Consider the following 17,768-nt stretch of genomic DNA (forward strand, 5'->3'; position numbering starts at 1 on the left):
AAAATATTCTTTACTTTAAATAATATTGCCATTATCATCAAAGCGAACGGGTGTAGAACGATGCCAGAGCGAGTTTCCACTAATTCCCAATTTCCCCTCGAGCAAATTCTCAAAACGGGTCGCTTGACTCGGCGCGAGCATTTTCAATTAGTCAGTCTGTTTTTATCGGATCTGGCGGTTAGCGATCGCGATCGCAAGAAAATCAACCAAATTTTTGATAGTTTCCAAATGGGAAAAATTCACTCTGTCGATCCTGAATAATTCCAGCCATGTCCATTGAGTCGCAAGAATCGATCGCACCGCCAATGTTAGCCCGAGAAATTCTGGGGGGTCAAATAGCGATCGCACAGTATAATTTTCAACCGAATGAGGTGGAGTTTTCAGCACTTCCTCATCACATTATGACTTTGAATTTAGGAGAAGGGGGAAACTTATTTCGACAAAGAGATGGAGGAGAAGATAAAGCCGCGATCGCCTCGGGATATATGACTTTAACGCCAGCAGGAGAGCCGCGTCAATGGCAGTGGAATCATTGTGCCAATGTTTTAACTATTTCTTTCTCACCTCAACTCATAACACAAATTGCCAGAGCTTCAGATCTGAACGACAATATTGAACTGATTAACCAATTTGGCAAGCCAGATTTTCACACCCATTATTTAGGACAATCATTATTACAAGAACTCAAAACTTCAGAATTAGACGAATCGTTATCTCTTGAATCTCTAACCAATTTACTCGTTATTCATTTACTTCGCAATTATTCGGTTTTTCCATCTCAAGTCCCTTCACATTCGGATCGATTTCCCAATTCTCGTATGAAAAAAGTTATCGATTATTTGCGCGATCGCCTCGACCAAAAAATAACAATTGCAGAACTTGCAGGAATTGCCTGTTTGAGTCCCTATCATTTCTCCCGTCTCTTTCGCCAAGAAACGGGACTTGCCCCCCATCAATATCTCATTTGCTGTCGTATTGAAGAAGCAAAAAGATTGTTAGCAACCCGAAGATGGGCGATCGCAGAAGTCGCGAAACAGGTTGGATTTGCCGATCAAAGCCATTTGACGCGCCATTTTAAACAGTGGGTCGGAATGACTCCTAAGGCTTTTATCGCACAAATCTTCTAAAAAAGCGCAAGAACCTTCAAGATTTTTGTTTCCTCCTTCTTTCAGAATGATTTACACAACATCGTGAGGAATGAAATCAATGAAATCGATCGCTTTAACAGCAGCATTATCTTTAGGAATCTTACAAATTGCGAATTTTTCCGATCGCGCTTTAGCACAAAATTTGCCCCCACTCTATGAAAATACGCCCCAAGAATTAGCACCGGTACATTCTATTGCTCGTTTTCCCATCAATACTTTTTTAGAAAGCATTGCGATTGATGGTGATGGCACACTTTTTATTACCAGTCACGAGGAGGGCAAAATTCTTCGCTTGCATCCCAATGGAACTCAATCTATTCATGCAGAAATTAGCGGTAAGATTGTTGGGTTAGCTTGGGGCGATCGCGGTGCACTTTTAGTGACAGGATGGGATGAAACGGGCATTCCCAGTATTTTTAAAGTTTCTCGTCGAGGTAGCGTCAAAATTTTGGCACATTTGCCCGAGGCGATGTTTCTCAATGGGTTAACCAAATTGACAGGCGATCGCTATCTTATCGCTGACTCTTATCGCGGGGCGATCTGGGAATTGGATGCCCGTCGAGGAGAGGTGAAAATCTGGCTGGAACACCCTTTTCTGGAGCGATCGATGTCTGAAAATATGACTCCGGGGGTCAATGGACTAAAGATATTTTCGGGGGTCTTATATGCCTCTAATTCAGACAAGGCGCATTTAGTAAAAATTCCCTTGCAACGAGATTTTTCAGCAGGGAAACCGGAAATTTTTCTCGAGAATGTAGTCATTGATGATTTTGCCTTCGATCGCGAGGGAAACCTATATGGAGCAACTCACATTTTTAATAGCGTGGTGCGAATTTCTCCCGATAGTGCGATCGCCACAATTGCCACAGCAGAACAAGGAGTTACGGGAAGTACGGCTATTGCATTTGGGCATCGAGAGAGCGATCGAACCAGTATTTATATTGTGACGAATGGAGGGATGTTTCTGCCTCCATCAACAGGAATTGTTCCCGCAGAAGTTGTTCGTCTTGATGTTGGAATTCACGGGGATTTTTAAGTCGAGAAATTTAATGACACGGAGGAAAAATTAGGCGATCGCATTTTTCAAATCCATAAAAAAAGGGAAGAGGACAACTCAACCCTCAAATCATGGTTTTACAAGCTATTATTGCAGATATTCTGCTCCCATATTGGGCATATACATTGCCTCAATTTTATTGCCATCGGGATCGAAAACATAAGCTGCATAATAACCCGGTGCATAGGGACGAATTCCGGGTTCGCCGTCGGATATTCCTCCGTGTTCTAAAGCTGCTTTAAAAAAGGCATCAACGGCTTCTTGACTGGGTGCCGTAAGGGCGATATGAACCCCATTTCCCGCACTGGCTTTTTCTTGATTTAAAGGCAAACCGATCCAAAATTCTGGGAATACCTTTCCCCAAGATGTGGCAAATTCCATCTCTTCAATGCGACGACAGCCTAACGGTGCTAGAGTCGCATCGTAAAAAGTACGGGCGCGATCGAGATCGCTGACCCCAATTGAGATATGATTGAGAATACTGGGATTTTCGTCCATTTTTTTCATTTCCATCAAGGAATAATCAAGGATCGATTATGACAGACTAATACAAAAATATCAACTAAGAAAGAGAAAAGGAGATCGCGCTCTCTCCATCATCCCGATCGCTTATTATATAAAATTCTTATTATTATTGAATTCATCGAGACTGATGCGAGAACAACCTACTCTAGAAAGCGATCGCTTACTCCTGCGTCCTTTTACTTTAGCAGATGCCCCTCGCATCAAAAACCTTGCTGGAAAGCGAGAAATTGCCGATACGACCATCTCTATTCCTCATCCCTACAGCTTATCCCAAGCCCAAGAATGGATTGCCAGTCACCCCATAGACTTTACGGACGGAAAAGCCATTCATTGCGCCATCGAATGTAAAGAAATCCAACAAATAATCGGCGCGATCGGACTGCGAGATATTGAATTAGAACATCTGCAAGGGGAACTCGGCTACTGGATTGGGGTAGAATTTTGGGGTCGGGGATATGCCACTGAAGCCGCCAAAATCACGATCGCCTATGGATTTGAGGTTGTACGCCTCCATCGCATCTACGCGTATCATATGGCACGAAATCCGGCTTCTGGGCGAGTTTTGCAAAAACTGGGAATGCGTCAAGAAGGATTGCTACGCGATCGCATGCGAAAATGGGACATTTTTGAAGATGTCTGCCTTTATGCCATCCTTAAACAGTGAACAGTGATGGCAACTGATAACTATTTTATTTATGGATGAAATTTTAACAGGTCGCTACCAAATTATTCAAAGTTGGGGACGAGGCACATTTGGACAAACTTTTTTAGCAAAAGATATTCATTTACCCCAACATCCTTTTTGTGTTGTCAAACTTCTCAAGCCTAACTTAGACAATGAAGCAGGTTTGGAGATAGCAAAACACTTTTTCGATCGCGAAGCTGAAACCCTCTACAAACTCGGAGAACATCCTCAGATCCCTCGTTTGCTGGCACATTTTGAGCAAAAAGGAAAATTTTATTTAGTTCAAGAATATATCGAAGGAGAAACCCTTGCACAAGAATTAAAAAATGGTCATCTTTGGACTGAAAATGTTGTGATAACCTTAATTCGAGATTTATTGCGAGTGCTGGCTTTCGTGCATCAATCTCGCGTGATTCATCGGGATATTAAGCCTGCTAATATTATTCGTAGAAAACGCGATCGCGAAATCGTTCTTATTGACTTTGGTGCAGTAAAACAAGTGCGTTCCCAAGGAGATAGCGATCTGACTGTTGCGATCGGAACTCCCGGTTATATGCCCCTCGAACAACAATCGTTTAAGCCTCAATTTAGCAGCGATATTTATGCGATTGGCATTCTTGCTTTTCAAGCCTTAAGCCGCTTATCTCCTCTTCAATTTCCCTATGATAAAACCGGAGAAATTCACACCCATTTTTTCAATTTTTCTCCTTCCCTCAGTCCAGAATTTGCCGACTTTCTCGATCGCATGGTGCGATCTGATTACCGACAGCGCTATACTAACGCAACCGAAGCCTTACAAGCCCTAAAACAACTAAATCTTAGCTTAGAACAAGAGCAATCTCAAATAGAAGCAACTTCGATCGGAATAACAATATCGAAAGCGATCGGATCGGATGCGATCGTACAAGACGAACAAACTGAATTTACTCCTCAAAAAATAGACGAACTTCCCACTTCACTTCCTCCAGAATATCAGGATCTTTTCAGCCAACCAACTCTCTCTCGAGAAGAATCACGCAATCGACATATTTTACTGAATAAAGTTACTAATTATTGGATTAAAGGAGTTTTAGAAACTTCGCTGCATGGGAAAGCATTAATTGAATTAGGATTAGAAGAACGCCTCGATGCTGTCGAGCGTCCTTGGGGGCTAATTTGGGAAAGTAGCGATACTCCACGTCAATTTCTTGCTTCAGGAATTCGTCTTATTCATAAATTTGACGAATTGGGTGCTGGTAGAACTTTATTGATTTTAGGCGAACCCGGTTCGGGAAAAACCACAACTTTATTGGAATTAGCAAGAGATTTAATTACTCGAGCCAATCAAGATATTTCTCTCCCTATTCCAGTTGTTTTGAATCTGTCTTCTTGGGGCGATCGCAAGCGATCGATCTCGCAATGGGCTATTGAAGAACTCAATACAAAATATCAAGTTGCTAAAGGAATTAGCAAACAATGGCTCGAACAACAAAAACTCTTACTTCTTCTCGATGGTTTGGATGAAGTTAGCATTGAAAAACGTCAATCTTGTATTGAATCTCTCAATCAATTCTGTACAGAATTTGGGCAAACTGAAACGATTGTCTGTAGCCGCATTCAAGATTATGAAAATCTATCCTCAAAATTATACTTTCAAGCTGCAATTTCCTTGCAACCTTTAACTCAAAATCAAATTCAAGACTATTTACAAACAATGGGAGAAAGTTTCTCGCCGTTAAAAACAGCCCTAAAACATGATGAAACATTACAAGAATTGGCACGGTCTCCTCTGATGTTAAGTATTATGACATTAACTTATCAAGATATTCCTCTTGAAGATGCTCCTCAAAGAACGATTGAAGAACAGAGAAAGCATTTATTTCAGGCTTATATCGAACGCATGTTTAATCGTCGCGGAAATAGCGATCGCTATTCAAAGCAGCAAGTAAAAAAATGGCTGAGCCAATTGGCAAAGCAAATGACAAAAAATTCTCAAACTGTTTTTTTACTCGAAAGAATACAACCCAATTGGTTACAAAAGAAGCGGCATCGTATTATTTACGTTATGAGTTTAATTATAACATATTTTTTGATTGCAGGTTTGTTTCTTAATGTTTTCCTGCCTCCTGATAAATTAATCGTCACATTGTTAGTTGGTGCGGGATTATCTTGGTCAATTTTTGGGATTTATCAAGTTCAACCTATTGAAGCCTTAAAATGGTCGTGGAAACGCGGTCGCAAAAATCTCATAACAGGCACAATTCTAGGTGCAATTTTAGGAACAACGCTGCGTATTTTATACGAAGCCTTAACCAATCCCTTACACTGGAAAATCCTGAATCCAACTTGGTTGGAAGCCAATCATAATATATCATTACGAGGTTTAGTTTTTGGGATTAGTATTGGTATCATGTTTGGCATTGTTCGCGGGTTTAAAAGTCCTGGAATTGAAACCATTACTATTCCCAATCAAGGAATCTGGCAATCTGCAAAAAGCTCATTACTTTTTGGTTCAATTGGCTTTCTTGTTTTTGCAATAGCTGCCGATCTAATCAGTTGGTCAATTATATTTTGGGGCTGTTTTGGTCTAGTCTTTGGTTTAGCCGCCGGAGGTGGAGAAGCCTGTATCAAGCATTTGATTTTGCGAACAATTCTTTATTTTGACGATCGCATTCCGTGGAATTATGCACGCTTTCTCGATCGTGCAACGCAATTGATTTTATTACAAAAAGTAGGAGGAGGTTATATTTTTATTCATCGGTTATTATTAGAATACTTTGCTGAAATCAAATAACATTAAGGGTGACAATGGAAACGATCTTAGCCAATCGCTATCGAGTAGTGCAGCATTTAGGAGGAGGAGGATTCGGTCAAACTTTCCTCGCTAAAGATGCTCATTTACCCGGAAACCCCCTCTGTGTGGTGAAAAAACTCCAACCTAAGTTTCACGATTCCAGTAGTTTGCAAATTGCCAAACAACTCTTCGATCGCGAAGCTGAAACACTCTACCAATTAGGCGATCATCCTCAAATCCCTCGGTTATTGGCACATTTTGAGGAAAATAATGAGTTTTATTTAGTGCAAGAATATATTCAAGGTGCAACATTAGATCGAGAACTTATTTTGGGAAAACCTTGGACTGAAGAAAAAGCGATCGCATTAGTCAAAAATATTTTAAAAGTCTTGGCATTTGTTCACGATCGCAACACTATTCACCGAGATATAAAACCTGCAAATCTCATTTGCAGAGCTAGCGATCGTAGTATTATTTTAATCGATTTTGGTGCCGTTAAAGAAGTCAGTCAGGTCACATCCATTGCCGGCAAAACTAGTTATACCATTGTTATTGGTTCTCCTCTTTATATGCCCAGCGAACAACAGGCAGCAAAACCTCATTTTAGTAGCGATCTTTACGCAGTAGGACTCATTGCCATGCAAGCATTAAGCGGGTTGCACGCGACAGAAATTCCTCGCGATCGCAATGATGAATTAAACTGCAATCTCTTACAAACTCCTATTCCGATTAGCGATGCTTTTATTACTTTTTTGAGTAAAATGACACGCTATGATTATCGCCAGCGCTATCAGAATGCCACCTTTGCGTTACAAAATTTAGAACGATTATTTCACGATCGCAATACCAGTTCGACAAATGCCACCACGCAACCTTTAATTATTGCCAAACCCGAGATTGATATTCCTCTTCAATCTAGCGATCGCACGCCAACTCCCCCAGAACTTCCTCCAGCTAGAATCCTCTCCCGAGAAGAGTATCGCAACCGTAAAATTTTACTCAATAAAGTTAAGAATTATTGGATTAAAGGTGTTTTAGAAAACTCCTTACACGGTCGAGTGTTGCTAGAATTAGGAATAGAAGAACATCCCGAAGCGATCGCAAAACCTTGGGGAATAGTTTGGGAAAACTCTGAGTGCGATCGTGAAAATCTCTCTTCAAAAATGCCAATCATTAATAAATTTGATGAATTGGGAATCGGTAGGACTCTCCTTATTTTAGGTGAACCGGGTTCGGGGAAAACAACTACACTTCTCGAACTCGCTCGCGATCTAATAATACGCATAAAAGCTGATTTAAGGCAACCTTTACCTGTTATTTTTAATCTTTCTTCATGGTTAGGAGAACAACAATTAATACAAGATTGGTTGATTCAAGAATTACATCGAAAATATCAAGTTTCCCCCGAATTAGGAAAAGTTTGGGTGCAAGATCAGCAACTTTTATTACTATTTGATGGCTTAGATGAAGTCAGTCCCAATAAACAGCAACATTGCGTACAAGCCTTAAATCAATTTTGCCAAAATAACGGACAAACTGAACTGGTTGTTTGTAGCCGTCTTAAAGATTATGAAAGACTTTCTTCTCGTTTATGCTTTCAAGCTGCAATTTATTTACAACCACTAACATTAGAACAAATTCGCTTGTATTTGAGCGCGATCGGCTCGGGGCTTACTGCTATTCATCAAGCTTTAAATACTGATGAATCTTTACAAGAACTCGCGCGATCGCCTTTAATGTTAAGTATTATGACTCTCGCTTATCGCGGCATGAATATTCAAGATTTACCTCGTCAAAATTCAACCCAACTCCGCAGTAATCTTTTTAATACCTATATTGAAAAAATGTTCGCTCGCCGTTTTTCCGAACAAGTTTATCCCAAACACAAAGCGAAGCGATGGTTGATTTATCTGGCCAAACAAATGGTTAAAGAATCCCAAACCGTATTTTTAATTGAAAGAATACAACCGACTTGGTTAGAAACCAAACGAAAACACTGGACTTATGCGTTAGGAGTCGGACTATTAGGTGGATTGATTTCTGGTGTTTTTGCTGGAGGAAATTTGACTATGACCCGAGGAATTCATAATGGGATTATTGCCGGATTAATTTTAGGATTATGTGGAGGAATCATTGTCGGTCTCGTTTTCGGATTTGCGATCGCAAAAATTGAACCCGTGGAGATGGTAAAATGGTCATCCGCGAAAGCCAAAGCAGCACTTTTACCGGGGATGCGAATCGGAATTATCGTGGCGATCGTCTCTGTATTTGCTTATCTTTGTTTCGGGTGGTTTTTAGGTTGGAATCGATACTTATTAGAAGGTTGTCTTTATGGGATCAGTGGTTTGGGAAGCGGTGTTATATTTATTTTATTGCGCGGATTAACAGGAGGAGGAATTCAACAGCGAACTATTCCCAATCAAGGAATCTGGCAATCTGTAAAAAATATGGCATTTTTTGCTTTAATTGGCATTATCGCTTTATCACCTCTTGCCAGTTTAGTCGGTTTGCCTTTGCTATTTGGCGCAATTTTTGGGCTAGTTTTTGGTATGGCTTCTCCAGCAGGAATTGCTTGCTTGCAACATTTTACCCTGCGAATTATTTTATATTTCGATCGCTCTATTCCTTGGAATTATGCCCGTTTTTTGGATTATGCAACTCAATTAATTTTTATACAGAAAGTAGGTGGAGGCTATATTTTTATCCATCGCCTATTATTAGAGCATTTTGCCATTATGAAAGTAAAAAACTAAATAAATCCTAATCAGAAAAAATCTTGTTTTTGTCAAAACACGGGTAGTCCGCCAGATGTAAGGATATAATATTTAAAATCTGTTTAGGACTACCCAAAGGGAAAACACAAAAACTTCCGTATTTCAAGCCTCCCTGTTGAGCGGTCGGAACTGATAATTGTTCATTGTTCCTTGAAATGACGCTCCAAAACTGAAGCCACTCGCAATACCAAAGACTCATTAAAAGGAGCCGCAATAATTTGCACTCCTAACGGCAGTGTATTGGGGAGATGTATCGGAACAGACAAGATAGGCAAGCCGATAAAAGAAAGAGGTTGAGTAAAACGCCCCATATTGGGACGCACCAGCATTTTTTCCCCAGTAATGGTGATGGTTTTTTGACCGATCGCAGGAGCAACGCAAGGAGTTGTCGGAGCGAGAATAATATCGACGTGGCGGAAAATATCCCGAACCCGATCGCGATACCAACGGCGAAAGCGCTGAGCTTGAATGTACCACTGGGAAGGGATCAGCGCTCCAGCCAAAAAGCGATCGCGAGTCGCGGGGTCAAAATCTTGGGGGCGCGATCGCAACTCCGGTAAATGTAGATTTGCCCCTTCTGAAGCGGTAATAAGATAAGCTGCCGCCCGCGCTCGATGCGCCTCGGGGATCGTTACTTTTCCTCTCACTTTTAAGATATTGGCAACTTCCGCCACGGCTGCAAAAACTGCTGGTTCTCCTCCCTCCGCAAAATATCCATCTGCGACAGCAATTCGCAGCTCTCCAATGCCCCCATTAATTTGCGAGAGAGAAGGCTCGGGAGGATGACGAGTACAGACCGGATCGCGACGGTCTTCTCCCTGCAAAAAATCAAAAGTTGCGGTAATATCTCGTACGGAACGGGCAAAAACGCCCACATGATCCAAACTGCTGGCCAATAATGTCATCCCCGATCGCGATACGCGCCCATAGGTGGGTTTAAAGCCATAAATGCCGCAAAATGCTGCGGGTATTCTGACGGAGCCATTGGTATCGGATCCGAGGGCAAGAGGGACGAGTCCCCCCGCCACCGCCGCCGCCGAACCTCCCGAAGAGCCGCCTGCCACCCGATCGCGATCGTGAGGGTTGCGCGTTGTACCGTAGTGAGCATTTTCTGTGGTAAACCCATAGGCATACTCATCCATGTTCAATGCCCCCACTAACACGCATCCTGCCTGTTTGAGTCGAGAGATCGCCATTGCATCTTCTAAAGCCGGAGAGCGCTCGGCATTAATTTTGGCTCCGGCTAAGGTGACGACTCCGGCAATATCGTAGAGATTTTTCACCGCCAAGGGAACCCCCGCCAAAAGACCGACATTGCGTCCTTTCTCGATTTCGCCATCGATCCCTCGAGCATCCGCGATCGCGCGTTCTGCCAGTAGAGTTGTAAAACAATTGAGGTCGCGATCGCGGCGATCGATCTCCTGTAAAATTTCCCGAGTTACACTTTCTGCCGTCACCATCCTGCCTCGAATTGCTTTGGCGAGAGAGAGAGCATCCGCAGTCTTTAGATCCGGAATCATGGTTCAAAAACAGTTACGGCTTCGATTTCGTCAGGTAAGGGAAATTCTGACACCAATTGGGCGATCGCAACAATACTTTCCCAATTGGCAACAACTTCAGGTAAATTTTCTGGAGCAAGAGGCAAGTCTAGTAACTGCGTGGCTTGCTTGGTATATTGAACCCAATCGATAGTCTCTCGAGGCATTTGTCTAACAAAAAGAATACCAGTTTAACTTTAACTGAAATTCTTCAAATGCGATCGCACTTATCAAGATTGCTGACAGATGTATCAAAACTCCGGTTATTCAAAGCTGGATCGGATCTGCGCGACCATTGATGCGATCGCCGGTCTGGATTTGCGAAGCCAGCACTCTTGTAAATCTGTTATGATTAGCAACAATTTTGTTATCTCTATCTTTATCTAATTTAATTCTGATTCATGTTTTCAACACCTGAAACTTTAGAAAAATTTGTTCTCTTTTGTCAAGATAATATTACCGGAAAGGAAAAACAAGAAGCACAAATTTTCTTGGATCGCTTTTTTCGTGCTTTTGGTCATGAAGGAGCATTAGAAGCCGGGGCAGTTTACGAAAAAGTAATCAAAAAAGGGAGCAAAAAAGGGAATATGGGATTTGCAGATTTAGTTTGGAAACCTCGAGTTTTAATTGAAATGAAAAGTCGCGGCGAAAACTTGAATAAACATTATCCTCAAGCCTTTGAATATTGGACGAGATTAGTTCCCGATCGCCCACGCTATGTTATTCTCTGTAATTTTGACGAATTTTGGATTTATGATTTCAATCAGCAATTAGATGAACCAATGGATATTGTACCACTAGAGCAATTGGTGGCGCGATCGCGGGCATTTGGTTTTATGGAATTGCATCAACAGTCTTCTGTTTTCCGCAACAATCAAGTTGAAGTAACGGAAATTGCGGGACGACGTATGGGAGAGTTATTTCGCATTCTTTACAACAGAGGAGAAAAGTCTGGAGAATTCGATCGCTTGACAGCACAACGGTTTATTTTACAATGCGTTTTAGCAATGTTTGCAGAAGATCGAGGACTTTTGCCCAAAGATTTATTTGTGGCTTGCATTCAGGATTGTTTGCAAGGGGAAAGTTCTTACGATATTTTAGGGGGTTTATTTCAAGAAATGAATACGCAGGGAATGACTTCTGCGGGACGATATCAGGGAACGGATTATTTTAATGGAGGTTTGTTTACAACGATCCATGCGATCGCTTTAACAACGCAAGAATTAGAGATTTTAGATGTGGCAGCGAGGCAAGATTGGAGCAAGATTCGTCCGGCAATTTTTGGCAATATTTTTGAAGGAACAGCAAACAAAAAAGAACGGCATGCGAGAGGAATTCATTTTACTTCGGAAGCAGATATTATGGCGATCGTTCGTCCGACGATTAGTGGTTTTTGGGAGGAAAAAATCGAGGCAGCTAATACAATAAAAGAGTTAGATCGCTTAGTTATAGAATTAAGAAACTATCGAGTTTTAGACCCAGCTTGTGGTTCGGGTAATTTTCTCTATGTGGCTTATCAGGAATTGAAACGAATCGAGCAATTATTATTAGAAAAAATATCATCTCGGCGCAAATCAAAAACTTTAAAACAACAACAACAAATCGGAATTATTACGCCGTTGCAGTTTTTTGGCATGGATATTAATCCATTTGCAGTGGAGTTGGCAAGAGTGACTTTAATGATAGCTAGAAAGGTCGCAGTCGATCGCTTGGGTTTGATTGAATCAACATTACCGTTAGATACTTTAGATAAGAATATTGTTTGTCATGATGCTTTGTTTTCAGAATGGCCGTATGCGGATGCAATTATTGGCAATCCGCCATTTTTAGGGGGGAAAAAGTTACGCAGCGAGCTTGAAAATAAATATGTTGAGAGAATCTATAATAAGTTTTCTGATGTCAAAGGGCAACCCGATTTTTGTGTATTTTGGTTCAGACAAGCTCACGATTATCTTAACAAAACAGGACGAGCAGGTTTAGTGGGAACTAATTCTATTTCTCAAGTTTCAGGGCGTTTAGCAAGTCTGGAATATATTGTTAAGAATGGTGGTGTTATTCATGAAGCAATTTCAACTCAAAAATGGTCTGGAGAAGCGAATGTTCATGTTAGTATTGTTAACTGGTCTAAACAACAAGAGAAACAGATCTTTTTAGATCGTCTTCCTGTTAAATTTATTTCAACATCATTAAAACAAGAAATTTCCCTCATATCATCCCAAACAATCAGAGCCAATAAAAACTATTCTTTTGAGTCTTGTAAACTCATTGGAAAGGGTTTTATTGTTTCTGAAAATACAGCAAATCAATGGATTAAAAAAGAACCAAGAAATAGAAATATACTTAAACCAATGGTTGATGGTCAAAATCTAATCAATCCATTTTTGAAATCAGAATGGGTGATTGATTTTTACCGAATGTCCATAGAAGAAGCGTCAACTTATCGAGAACCCTTAGAAAGAGTTAGAAATACTGTCAAGATAGAACGAGAGAAGAAAAAGAATCAAAAATTAAAAGAAAATTGGTGGCTATTTGAAAGACCTAGGCCATCAATGAGAAAAGCCTTAACAAAACTCAAACTATATTTTGCTGTTCCTAAAGTTTCCAAATTATTTATATTTATTCCTGTTGATATTTCAATTCTTCCTTGTGAAGCAAATATGGTTATTGCTTCAGATGATTTCTATATTCTTGGTCTTCTTACATCTCAAGTTCATCGTCTCTGGGTAAAAGCACAAAGTTCAACTCTTAAAGGCGATACTCGTTACACCAATACAACCTGTTTTGAACCCTTCCCTTTTCCTCAAACACCAACTTTCAAAATCTCACAGAAAATTCGTCAAACTGCTTTAGACTTGCATGAATACCGTAATGAACAAATGGAGCGCAAACAATGGGGAATTACCCAACTTTATAACGCCTTTTTTCACGAACCATCCAGCCAACTTTACCAACTCCACCAGTACCTCGATCGCCTTGTCATGAAAGCCTATCAATTCACCTCTGAAGATGACATTCTTGAAAAACTCCTGCATCTAAACCACAAACTTGCAGCCAAAGAAAATAACAATGAAACAGTTATCGGTCCTTGGGATCCTCATACGCAAAAATCTGAGTAACGATAGCATTGTTTTCTTTGCGATCGCATTCATTCCCTCACACCCTCAAAAAGCGATCGCGTAATATCATCCAGACCTGACATCATTGAGAGATATAGTAATTTCGATTTAGACTGAGACATCAGAACCTTGAAATTCTGGGATTCTAGTCAAATAGTCGTCTCATCCTTATTTGGAATGACTATACATTCTGCCAAATCAACGCGATCGCACACCTTGTCATCCCGTGGGTTTACTCTCGCTTGGTCAAAATTTCTACCCCGTCAGCAGTCACGGCGATCGTATGCTCGAATTGAGCGGAAAGTTTGCGATCTTTCGTTAATGCCGTCCAGCCATCTGACAATAAATCGTGCTTCCACGTCCCTTCATTAATCATCGGCTCAATCGTAAAAACCATCCCCGATCGCAGGCGTTTCCCTTTACCGTGGGTGCCATAATGAGGAATTTGTGGCGGAGCGTGAAAAACACGGTTGACCCCGTGACCGACAAAATCTCGCACCACAGAAAACCCTTGTCCTTCAGCATATTCTTGAATTGCCGCCCCAATATCGCCAATTCTAGCCCCCGGTTTCACCGCCGCAATACCGCGAGACAAACATTCTTCCGTTACTTCCACTAACTTTTTAGCCGTCGGGGAAGGTGTTCCCACAAAAAAAGTGCGAGAAGTATCGCCGTGATAGCCTTCAACAATGGGGGTGACATCAATATTGATAATATCTCCATCCTTTAGGATATGTTTGGCGTTGGGAATGCCGTGACAAATCACCTCATTGACACTGGTACAGATCGATTTGGGAAAAGGAGGGCTACCATATCCCAAAGGTGCATTTTTCAGCCCGCGTTTTTGCGTCCATCGTTCCGCTTCCTCATTGAGTTCTAGGGTACTAATTCCCGGTTTGACCATTTTACCCAGATGGTCGAGCAGTTCGGCGGCCACTCGTCCCGCCAGTCTCATGCCTTCGAGTTCTCTACGCGATAGTAATGTAATCTGTTCGTTACCCATTGACTTTGTTCGATTTGGTACTATTTTCTCGGTTCAATTTATTTTTATTGTATTTTCTCATTTTTATTGCGCGATCGCTTTTCGAGAATCAATGCTGAATATCCAAACTTAAAATATACTGCCCCAATTGCAATTTACCCGAGTAGAGTTGGTATTCGAGACGCAAGCGATCGGGCAAGTCGTCACCGGATAAGTGCAACTGATGGGTAAAATTTCTCAACTGTAAAGATCCCTTGCGATCGAAGGTTTCATCGTGCAACCAATAGCGGCTCATCCCATCGCGATCTTTTTCCCAAAAATGACGATAGCCGAGTTTCCCTTGCCCTTGCATGGTCATAATGACGCGATGGGTGGATAACTCCAACCATAAGAGGCCATCATGATTATCGGTGAAAGCCGTTGAAGTCGAGATGCGATCGGGAAAAGCCGGCTGTTTTAATAGGAGATGAAATCGTTCGACATCTTTGCGATAGAGGGTTGCAGAGGTTTCAAAGGTAGATTGCAAGGGCAGATCGACAGAGATCAAAGACAGGCATACGGGTTTGCGGTGATAGGCGAGCATGAGGTTGTAACGGTGGCGGCACTGATTCTACAGTAGCTCGAACCCTTGTAATAATCAGGAAATCCTCATCAAGAATTTGTAATTGAAAAAAAATTTCCGGGGGGACTTGCCAAATTGAGTTGAGAGTGTCTATAATAGGAAACCGTTGCTGCAAATGCAAAGTAATCCTCAGTAGCTCAGTGGTAGAGCGGTCGGCTGTTAACCGATTGGTCGTAAGTTCGAATCTTACCTGGGGAGTTTAAATGAATCAACTAAAATTAGTACATTGGAACTAGCAAATTTTATTTTTTCCTGCAAATTTTGTTGGGCTGAGCGATCGCTTATTAGTTATCAATTTTGCAACACTATAGATTAATACAAATTTTAAGTGTTATAAAAATGTCATGTTCTTTGTTTCTTCGCAAATGCCGAAACAAAAAGCATGATTGCCAATTAGAATAATTCCGATGAAAGTATTAAAACATTTGCGCTTAATTCCGATGACAATTGGGGCGGCCCTACTAACAGGTGGTTTTCTGTCCCCTCAATTTGCTCCCGGTTTTGATTCTCCTGCCGTTGCTCAAAGTGAAAAACTGAAAATTGTCGTACTCGAGTTTGACGCGGCGAGTTCGTCTCGTTGGTATTCTTCTTATCGCGGAGTTGGTGCCGCTCGAGGCATCAGCGAGCGTTTGATTAATGAATTGGTTAATGATGGAACTTATTCCCTCGTCGATAGCAGCCAAATTGGTGAGAGCGATCGCTGGTGGTATTCTGTGGATCTCCGTGAGGCTTTGGCGGCAGCTCATGCCAAAGGAATCGATGGGGTGATCGATGGGACGGTGACTCGTTTTGATATTGACGAGGAAAGAATTTGCGTAGGAGCGATCGTGGCCCGAGTTTGCAACGAGGAAACCGTGGCCACGGTAGAAATTACCGTGCGAATTATCAATCCTGAAGATGGCAGCATTTTAGCGACCACAGAAGTTGAAGAACAAGTAAGCGCTAGTAAGGCAAGCGGTAGCGTGAGCGGTATTAGCGGCTCCAGCCAAGGTGCCGATGACGATCTTCTCGCGGAAGCCGTAGAAGCGGCGGTTGAGGAACTTGCAGAAGATATTGTGAAAGCCAAACGAAGACTATAAATTAAAAGCTCTCAAATCGCCAATTTTTGAGGGCTTTTTGTGAAGAGAAGTGCGGACGGAGAGACTCGAACTCTCACGTCAAAGACACTAGAACCTAAATCTAGCGCGTCTACCAATTCCGCCACGTCCGCAGTAATTTTGCCGTTTACCATCCTAACAAATTTTGCTCAAAAAGGGGAATATTAATTCACCTCTCATGCTTCTGCTGCCGATCGCTCGTACCAAATCGACTCAATTTGCTGAGCGATCGCGCTTCTGTTGTCTTCTTCCTCCAACAATACAGTCACGTGACCTAATTTGCGCCCGATACGAGATTCGGCTTTTCCATACCAATGAACGAAAGCACGAGAAATCTCGGCCAATTGTTTCCGTTTGTCGAGATAATCGGATTGCGAATTTTCCCAGCCCAATAAATTGACCATCACGGCAGCATTACAGGTCATTTTCGGCGATGTTAACGGCATTCCCGTCACCGCTTCAAGCTGCATGGCGAACTGCGAGACATCGCAAGCATCTAAGGTAAAGTGGCCGGAATTGTGAGTACGAGGGGCAATTTCGTTAACGAGGACGCGGTTTTCTCGGGTGAGGAAGAGTTCGATCCCGAAAATGCCCACAACTTGCAGGCGATCGAGGAGGATTGTGGCAATACGCTGCACCTCTGCATTGACTTCGGGGGAAAGATTTGCTGGGGCAAAAACGCGACGACAGACTTGGTTCTCTTGTTCGGTTTCCACGATGGGATACACGACCACTTCCCCACGGACTCCCCTTGCTGCCATCACCGCGAGTTCGCAGGTGAAGGGGATAAACTCCTCAATGAGCATCGAAGGGCGTTCTAAGCGCTCCCAGAGAGTTTCTAGCTCGTTTTGATTGTTAAGGATAAACGTACCGCGCCCATCGTAACCGTGTCTTCTCGCTTTGAGAACAACGGGAAAACCATATTTTGAAGCGATCGCGGCATCTTTATCAATGACTTGAAAGCGAGGGACGGGCAAGCCCAGCTTTTGTAAGTATTGGCGCTGATCGGCTTTGTCTAATAAGGGTTCTAAGGATGCCAAACTGGGACGAAAGCAAACCCCTTGTCCGGCAAGAATTTTCAGGTCTTCTAGATTGACAAATTCATTTTCAAACGTAATAACGTCGCAACAATGGGCGAGTTTTTGCGTGACTCGTGCATCGGCGATCGCGCCTAAAATAGGATGAGTCGTAACTTTGGCGGCAGGATCTTCGGGGCTGGGGGTTTGGACGATCAGTTCGAGATTGCGAGTTTTTGCAGCTTTAGCCATCATCCACGCCAGTTGTCCTCCACCGATTACACCAACTTTCTTCATTGCTTCATTCCCCGATCTTCTCTTTGATTATCTCGGATTGAGGGCGTTTTGCAAGGAGGATGCCGGTCTATTCTTCAGAAACATTTTGGGTAAAGGGTATTTTGTCAAGAGCGATCGCTTTTTCTCATGGTCGTGACA

14 protein-coding genes and 2 tRNA genes are annotated in these 17,768 nt (G+C 42.1%); 9 read left to right on the top strand and 7 right to left on the bottom strand.

Features of this window, described 5'->3' with window-relative positions:
• Positions 1 to 60 precede the first annotated feature (60 nt).
• The 3 genes from AC6RV6_RS20275 (at position 61) to AC6RV6_RS20285 (ending at position 2,184) form a co-directional block, all read left to right on the top strand.
• Complete coding sequence (locus AC6RV6_RS20275) at positions 61 to 261, top strand: hypothetical protein (RefSeq protein ID WP_500242693.1); 201 nt, start codon at positions 61 to 63, stop codon at positions 259 to 261.
• Between the two features lie 8 nt (positions 262 to 269).
• Positions 270 to 1,127, top strand: a complete 858-nt coding sequence (locus AC6RV6_RS20280; RefSeq protein ID WP_500242694.1) for an AraC family transcriptional regulator — start codon at positions 270 to 272, stop codon at positions 1,125 to 1,127.
• A 79-nt stretch (positions 1,128 to 1,206) separates the two neighbouring features.
• Positions 1,207 to 2,184, top strand: a complete 978-nt coding sequence (locus AC6RV6_RS20285; RefSeq protein WP_500242695.1) for an SMP-30/gluconolactonase/LRE family protein — start codon at positions 1,207 to 1,209, stop codon at positions 2,182 to 2,184.
• A 108-nt stretch (positions 2,185 to 2,292) separates the two neighbouring features.
• On the opposite strand, the gene AC6RV6_RS20290 is transcribed toward AC6RV6_RS20285, so the two are convergent.
• Positions 2,293 to 2,703: a VOC family protein gene (locus AC6RV6_RS20290; protein ID WP_500242696.1), complete on the bottom strand. Its 411-nt coding sequence runs from the start codon at positions 2,701 to 2,703 to the stop codon at positions 2,293 to 2,295.
• Positions 2,704 to 2,857: 154 nt separating this feature from the next.
• Here AC6RV6_RS20290 and AC6RV6_RS20295 point away from each other — a divergent pair, with 154 nt between their 5' ends.
• Genes AC6RV6_RS20295 through AC6RV6_RS20305 form a run of 3 tightly spaced genes read left to right on the top strand, consistent with a single transcriptional unit; the run spans position 2,858 to position 8,941 of the window.
• Positions 2,858 to 3,394: a GNAT family N-acetyltransferase gene (locus AC6RV6_RS20295; protein WP_500242697.1), complete on the top strand. Its 537-nt coding sequence runs from the start codon at positions 2,858 to 2,860 to the stop codon at positions 3,392 to 3,394.
• Positions 3,395 to 3,425: 31 nt separating this feature from the next.
• The gene (locus AC6RV6_RS20300; RefSeq protein WP_500242698.1) at positions 3,426 to 6,188 is read left to right on the top strand and encodes a protein kinase domain-containing protein; all 2,763 of its coding nucleotides are present in this window, start codon (positions 3,426 to 3,428) and stop codon (positions 6,186 to 6,188) included.
• Positions 6,189 to 6,202: 14 nt separating this feature from the next.
• Positions 6,203 to 8,941, top strand: a complete 2,739-nt coding sequence (locus tag AC6RV6_RS20305) for a protein kinase domain-containing protein (protein ID WP_500242699.1) — start codon at positions 6,203 to 6,205, stop codon at positions 8,939 to 8,941.
• A 161-nt stretch (positions 8,942 to 9,102) separates the two neighbouring features.
• Here the strand turns inward: AC6RV6_RS20305 and AC6RV6_RS20310 are convergent, their stop codons facing one another.
• Together AC6RV6_RS20310 and AC6RV6_RS20315 are read right to left on the bottom strand one after the other, a co-directional pair.
• Positions 9,103 to 10,482: an AtzE family amidohydrolase gene (locus AC6RV6_RS20310; RefSeq protein ID WP_500242700.1), complete on the bottom strand. Its 1,380-nt coding sequence runs from the start codon at positions 10,480 to 10,482 to the stop codon at positions 9,103 to 9,105.
• Positions 10,479 to 10,667, bottom strand: coding sequence for a DUF4089 domain-containing protein (locus AC6RV6_RS20315; RefSeq protein WP_500242701.1), 189 nt, complete (start codon positions 10,665 to 10,667; stop codon positions 10,479 to 10,481). The genes AC6RV6_RS20310 and AC6RV6_RS20315 overlap by 4 nt, the downstream gene beginning before the upstream one ends.
• A gap of 234 nt (positions 10,668 to 10,901) precedes the next feature.
• On the opposite strand from AC6RV6_RS20315, the gene AC6RV6_RS20320 reads away from it, so the two are divergent.
• Positions 10,902 to 13,616 (top strand): DNA methyltransferase, encoded by a 2,715-nt coding sequence (locus tag AC6RV6_RS20320; RefSeq protein ID WP_500242702.1) that lies wholly within the window; start codon positions 10,902 to 10,904, stop codon positions 13,614 to 13,616.
• Between the two features lie 232 nt (positions 13,617 to 13,848).
• Here AC6RV6_RS20320 and map read toward each other — a convergent pair whose 3' ends face one another.
• Both map and AC6RV6_RS20330 read right to left on the bottom strand, forming a co-directional pair.
• The gene (map, locus tag AC6RV6_RS20325) at positions 13,849 to 14,619 is read right to left on the bottom strand and encodes a type I methionyl aminopeptidase (protein ID WP_500242703.1); all 771 of its coding nucleotides are present in this window, start codon (positions 14,617 to 14,619) and stop codon (positions 13,849 to 13,851) included.
• An 88-nt stretch (positions 14,620 to 14,707) separates the two neighbouring features.
• The gene (locus AC6RV6_RS20330) at positions 14,708 to 15,181 is read right to left on the bottom strand and encodes a hypothetical protein (protein ID WP_500242704.1); all 474 of its coding nucleotides are present in this window, start codon (positions 15,179 to 15,181) and stop codon (positions 14,708 to 14,710) included.
• Positions 15,182 to 15,346: 165 nt separating this feature from the next.
• Between AC6RV6_RS20330 and AC6RV6_RS20335 the strand changes: the two genes are divergently transcribed.
• A tRNA-Asn gene (locus AC6RV6_RS20335) sits at positions 15,347 to 15,418 on the top strand.
• Between the two features lie 209 nt (positions 15,419 to 15,627).
• Positions 15,628 to 16,299: a CsgG/HfaB family protein gene (locus AC6RV6_RS20340; protein ID WP_500242705.1), complete on the top strand. Its 672-nt coding sequence runs from the start codon at positions 15,628 to 15,630 to the stop codon at positions 16,297 to 16,299.
• A gap of 50 nt (positions 16,300 to 16,349) precedes the next feature.
• On the opposite strand, the gene AC6RV6_RS20345 is transcribed toward AC6RV6_RS20340, so the two are convergent.
• Together AC6RV6_RS20345 and AC6RV6_RS20350 are read right to left on the bottom strand one after the other, a co-directional pair.
• A tRNA-Leu gene (locus AC6RV6_RS20345) sits at positions 16,350 to 16,430 on the bottom strand.
• 63 nt (positions 16,431 to 16,493) lie between these two features.
• Positions 16,494 to 17,630, bottom strand: coding sequence for a 5-(carboxyamino)imidazole ribonucleotide synthase (locus AC6RV6_RS20350; protein ID WP_500242706.1), 1,137 nt, complete (start codon positions 17,628 to 17,630; stop codon positions 16,494 to 16,496).
• Between the last annotated feature and the right edge of the window lie 138 nt (positions 17,631 to 17,768).

The organism is Spirulina sp. LEGE 11439 (assembly GCF_059821285.1).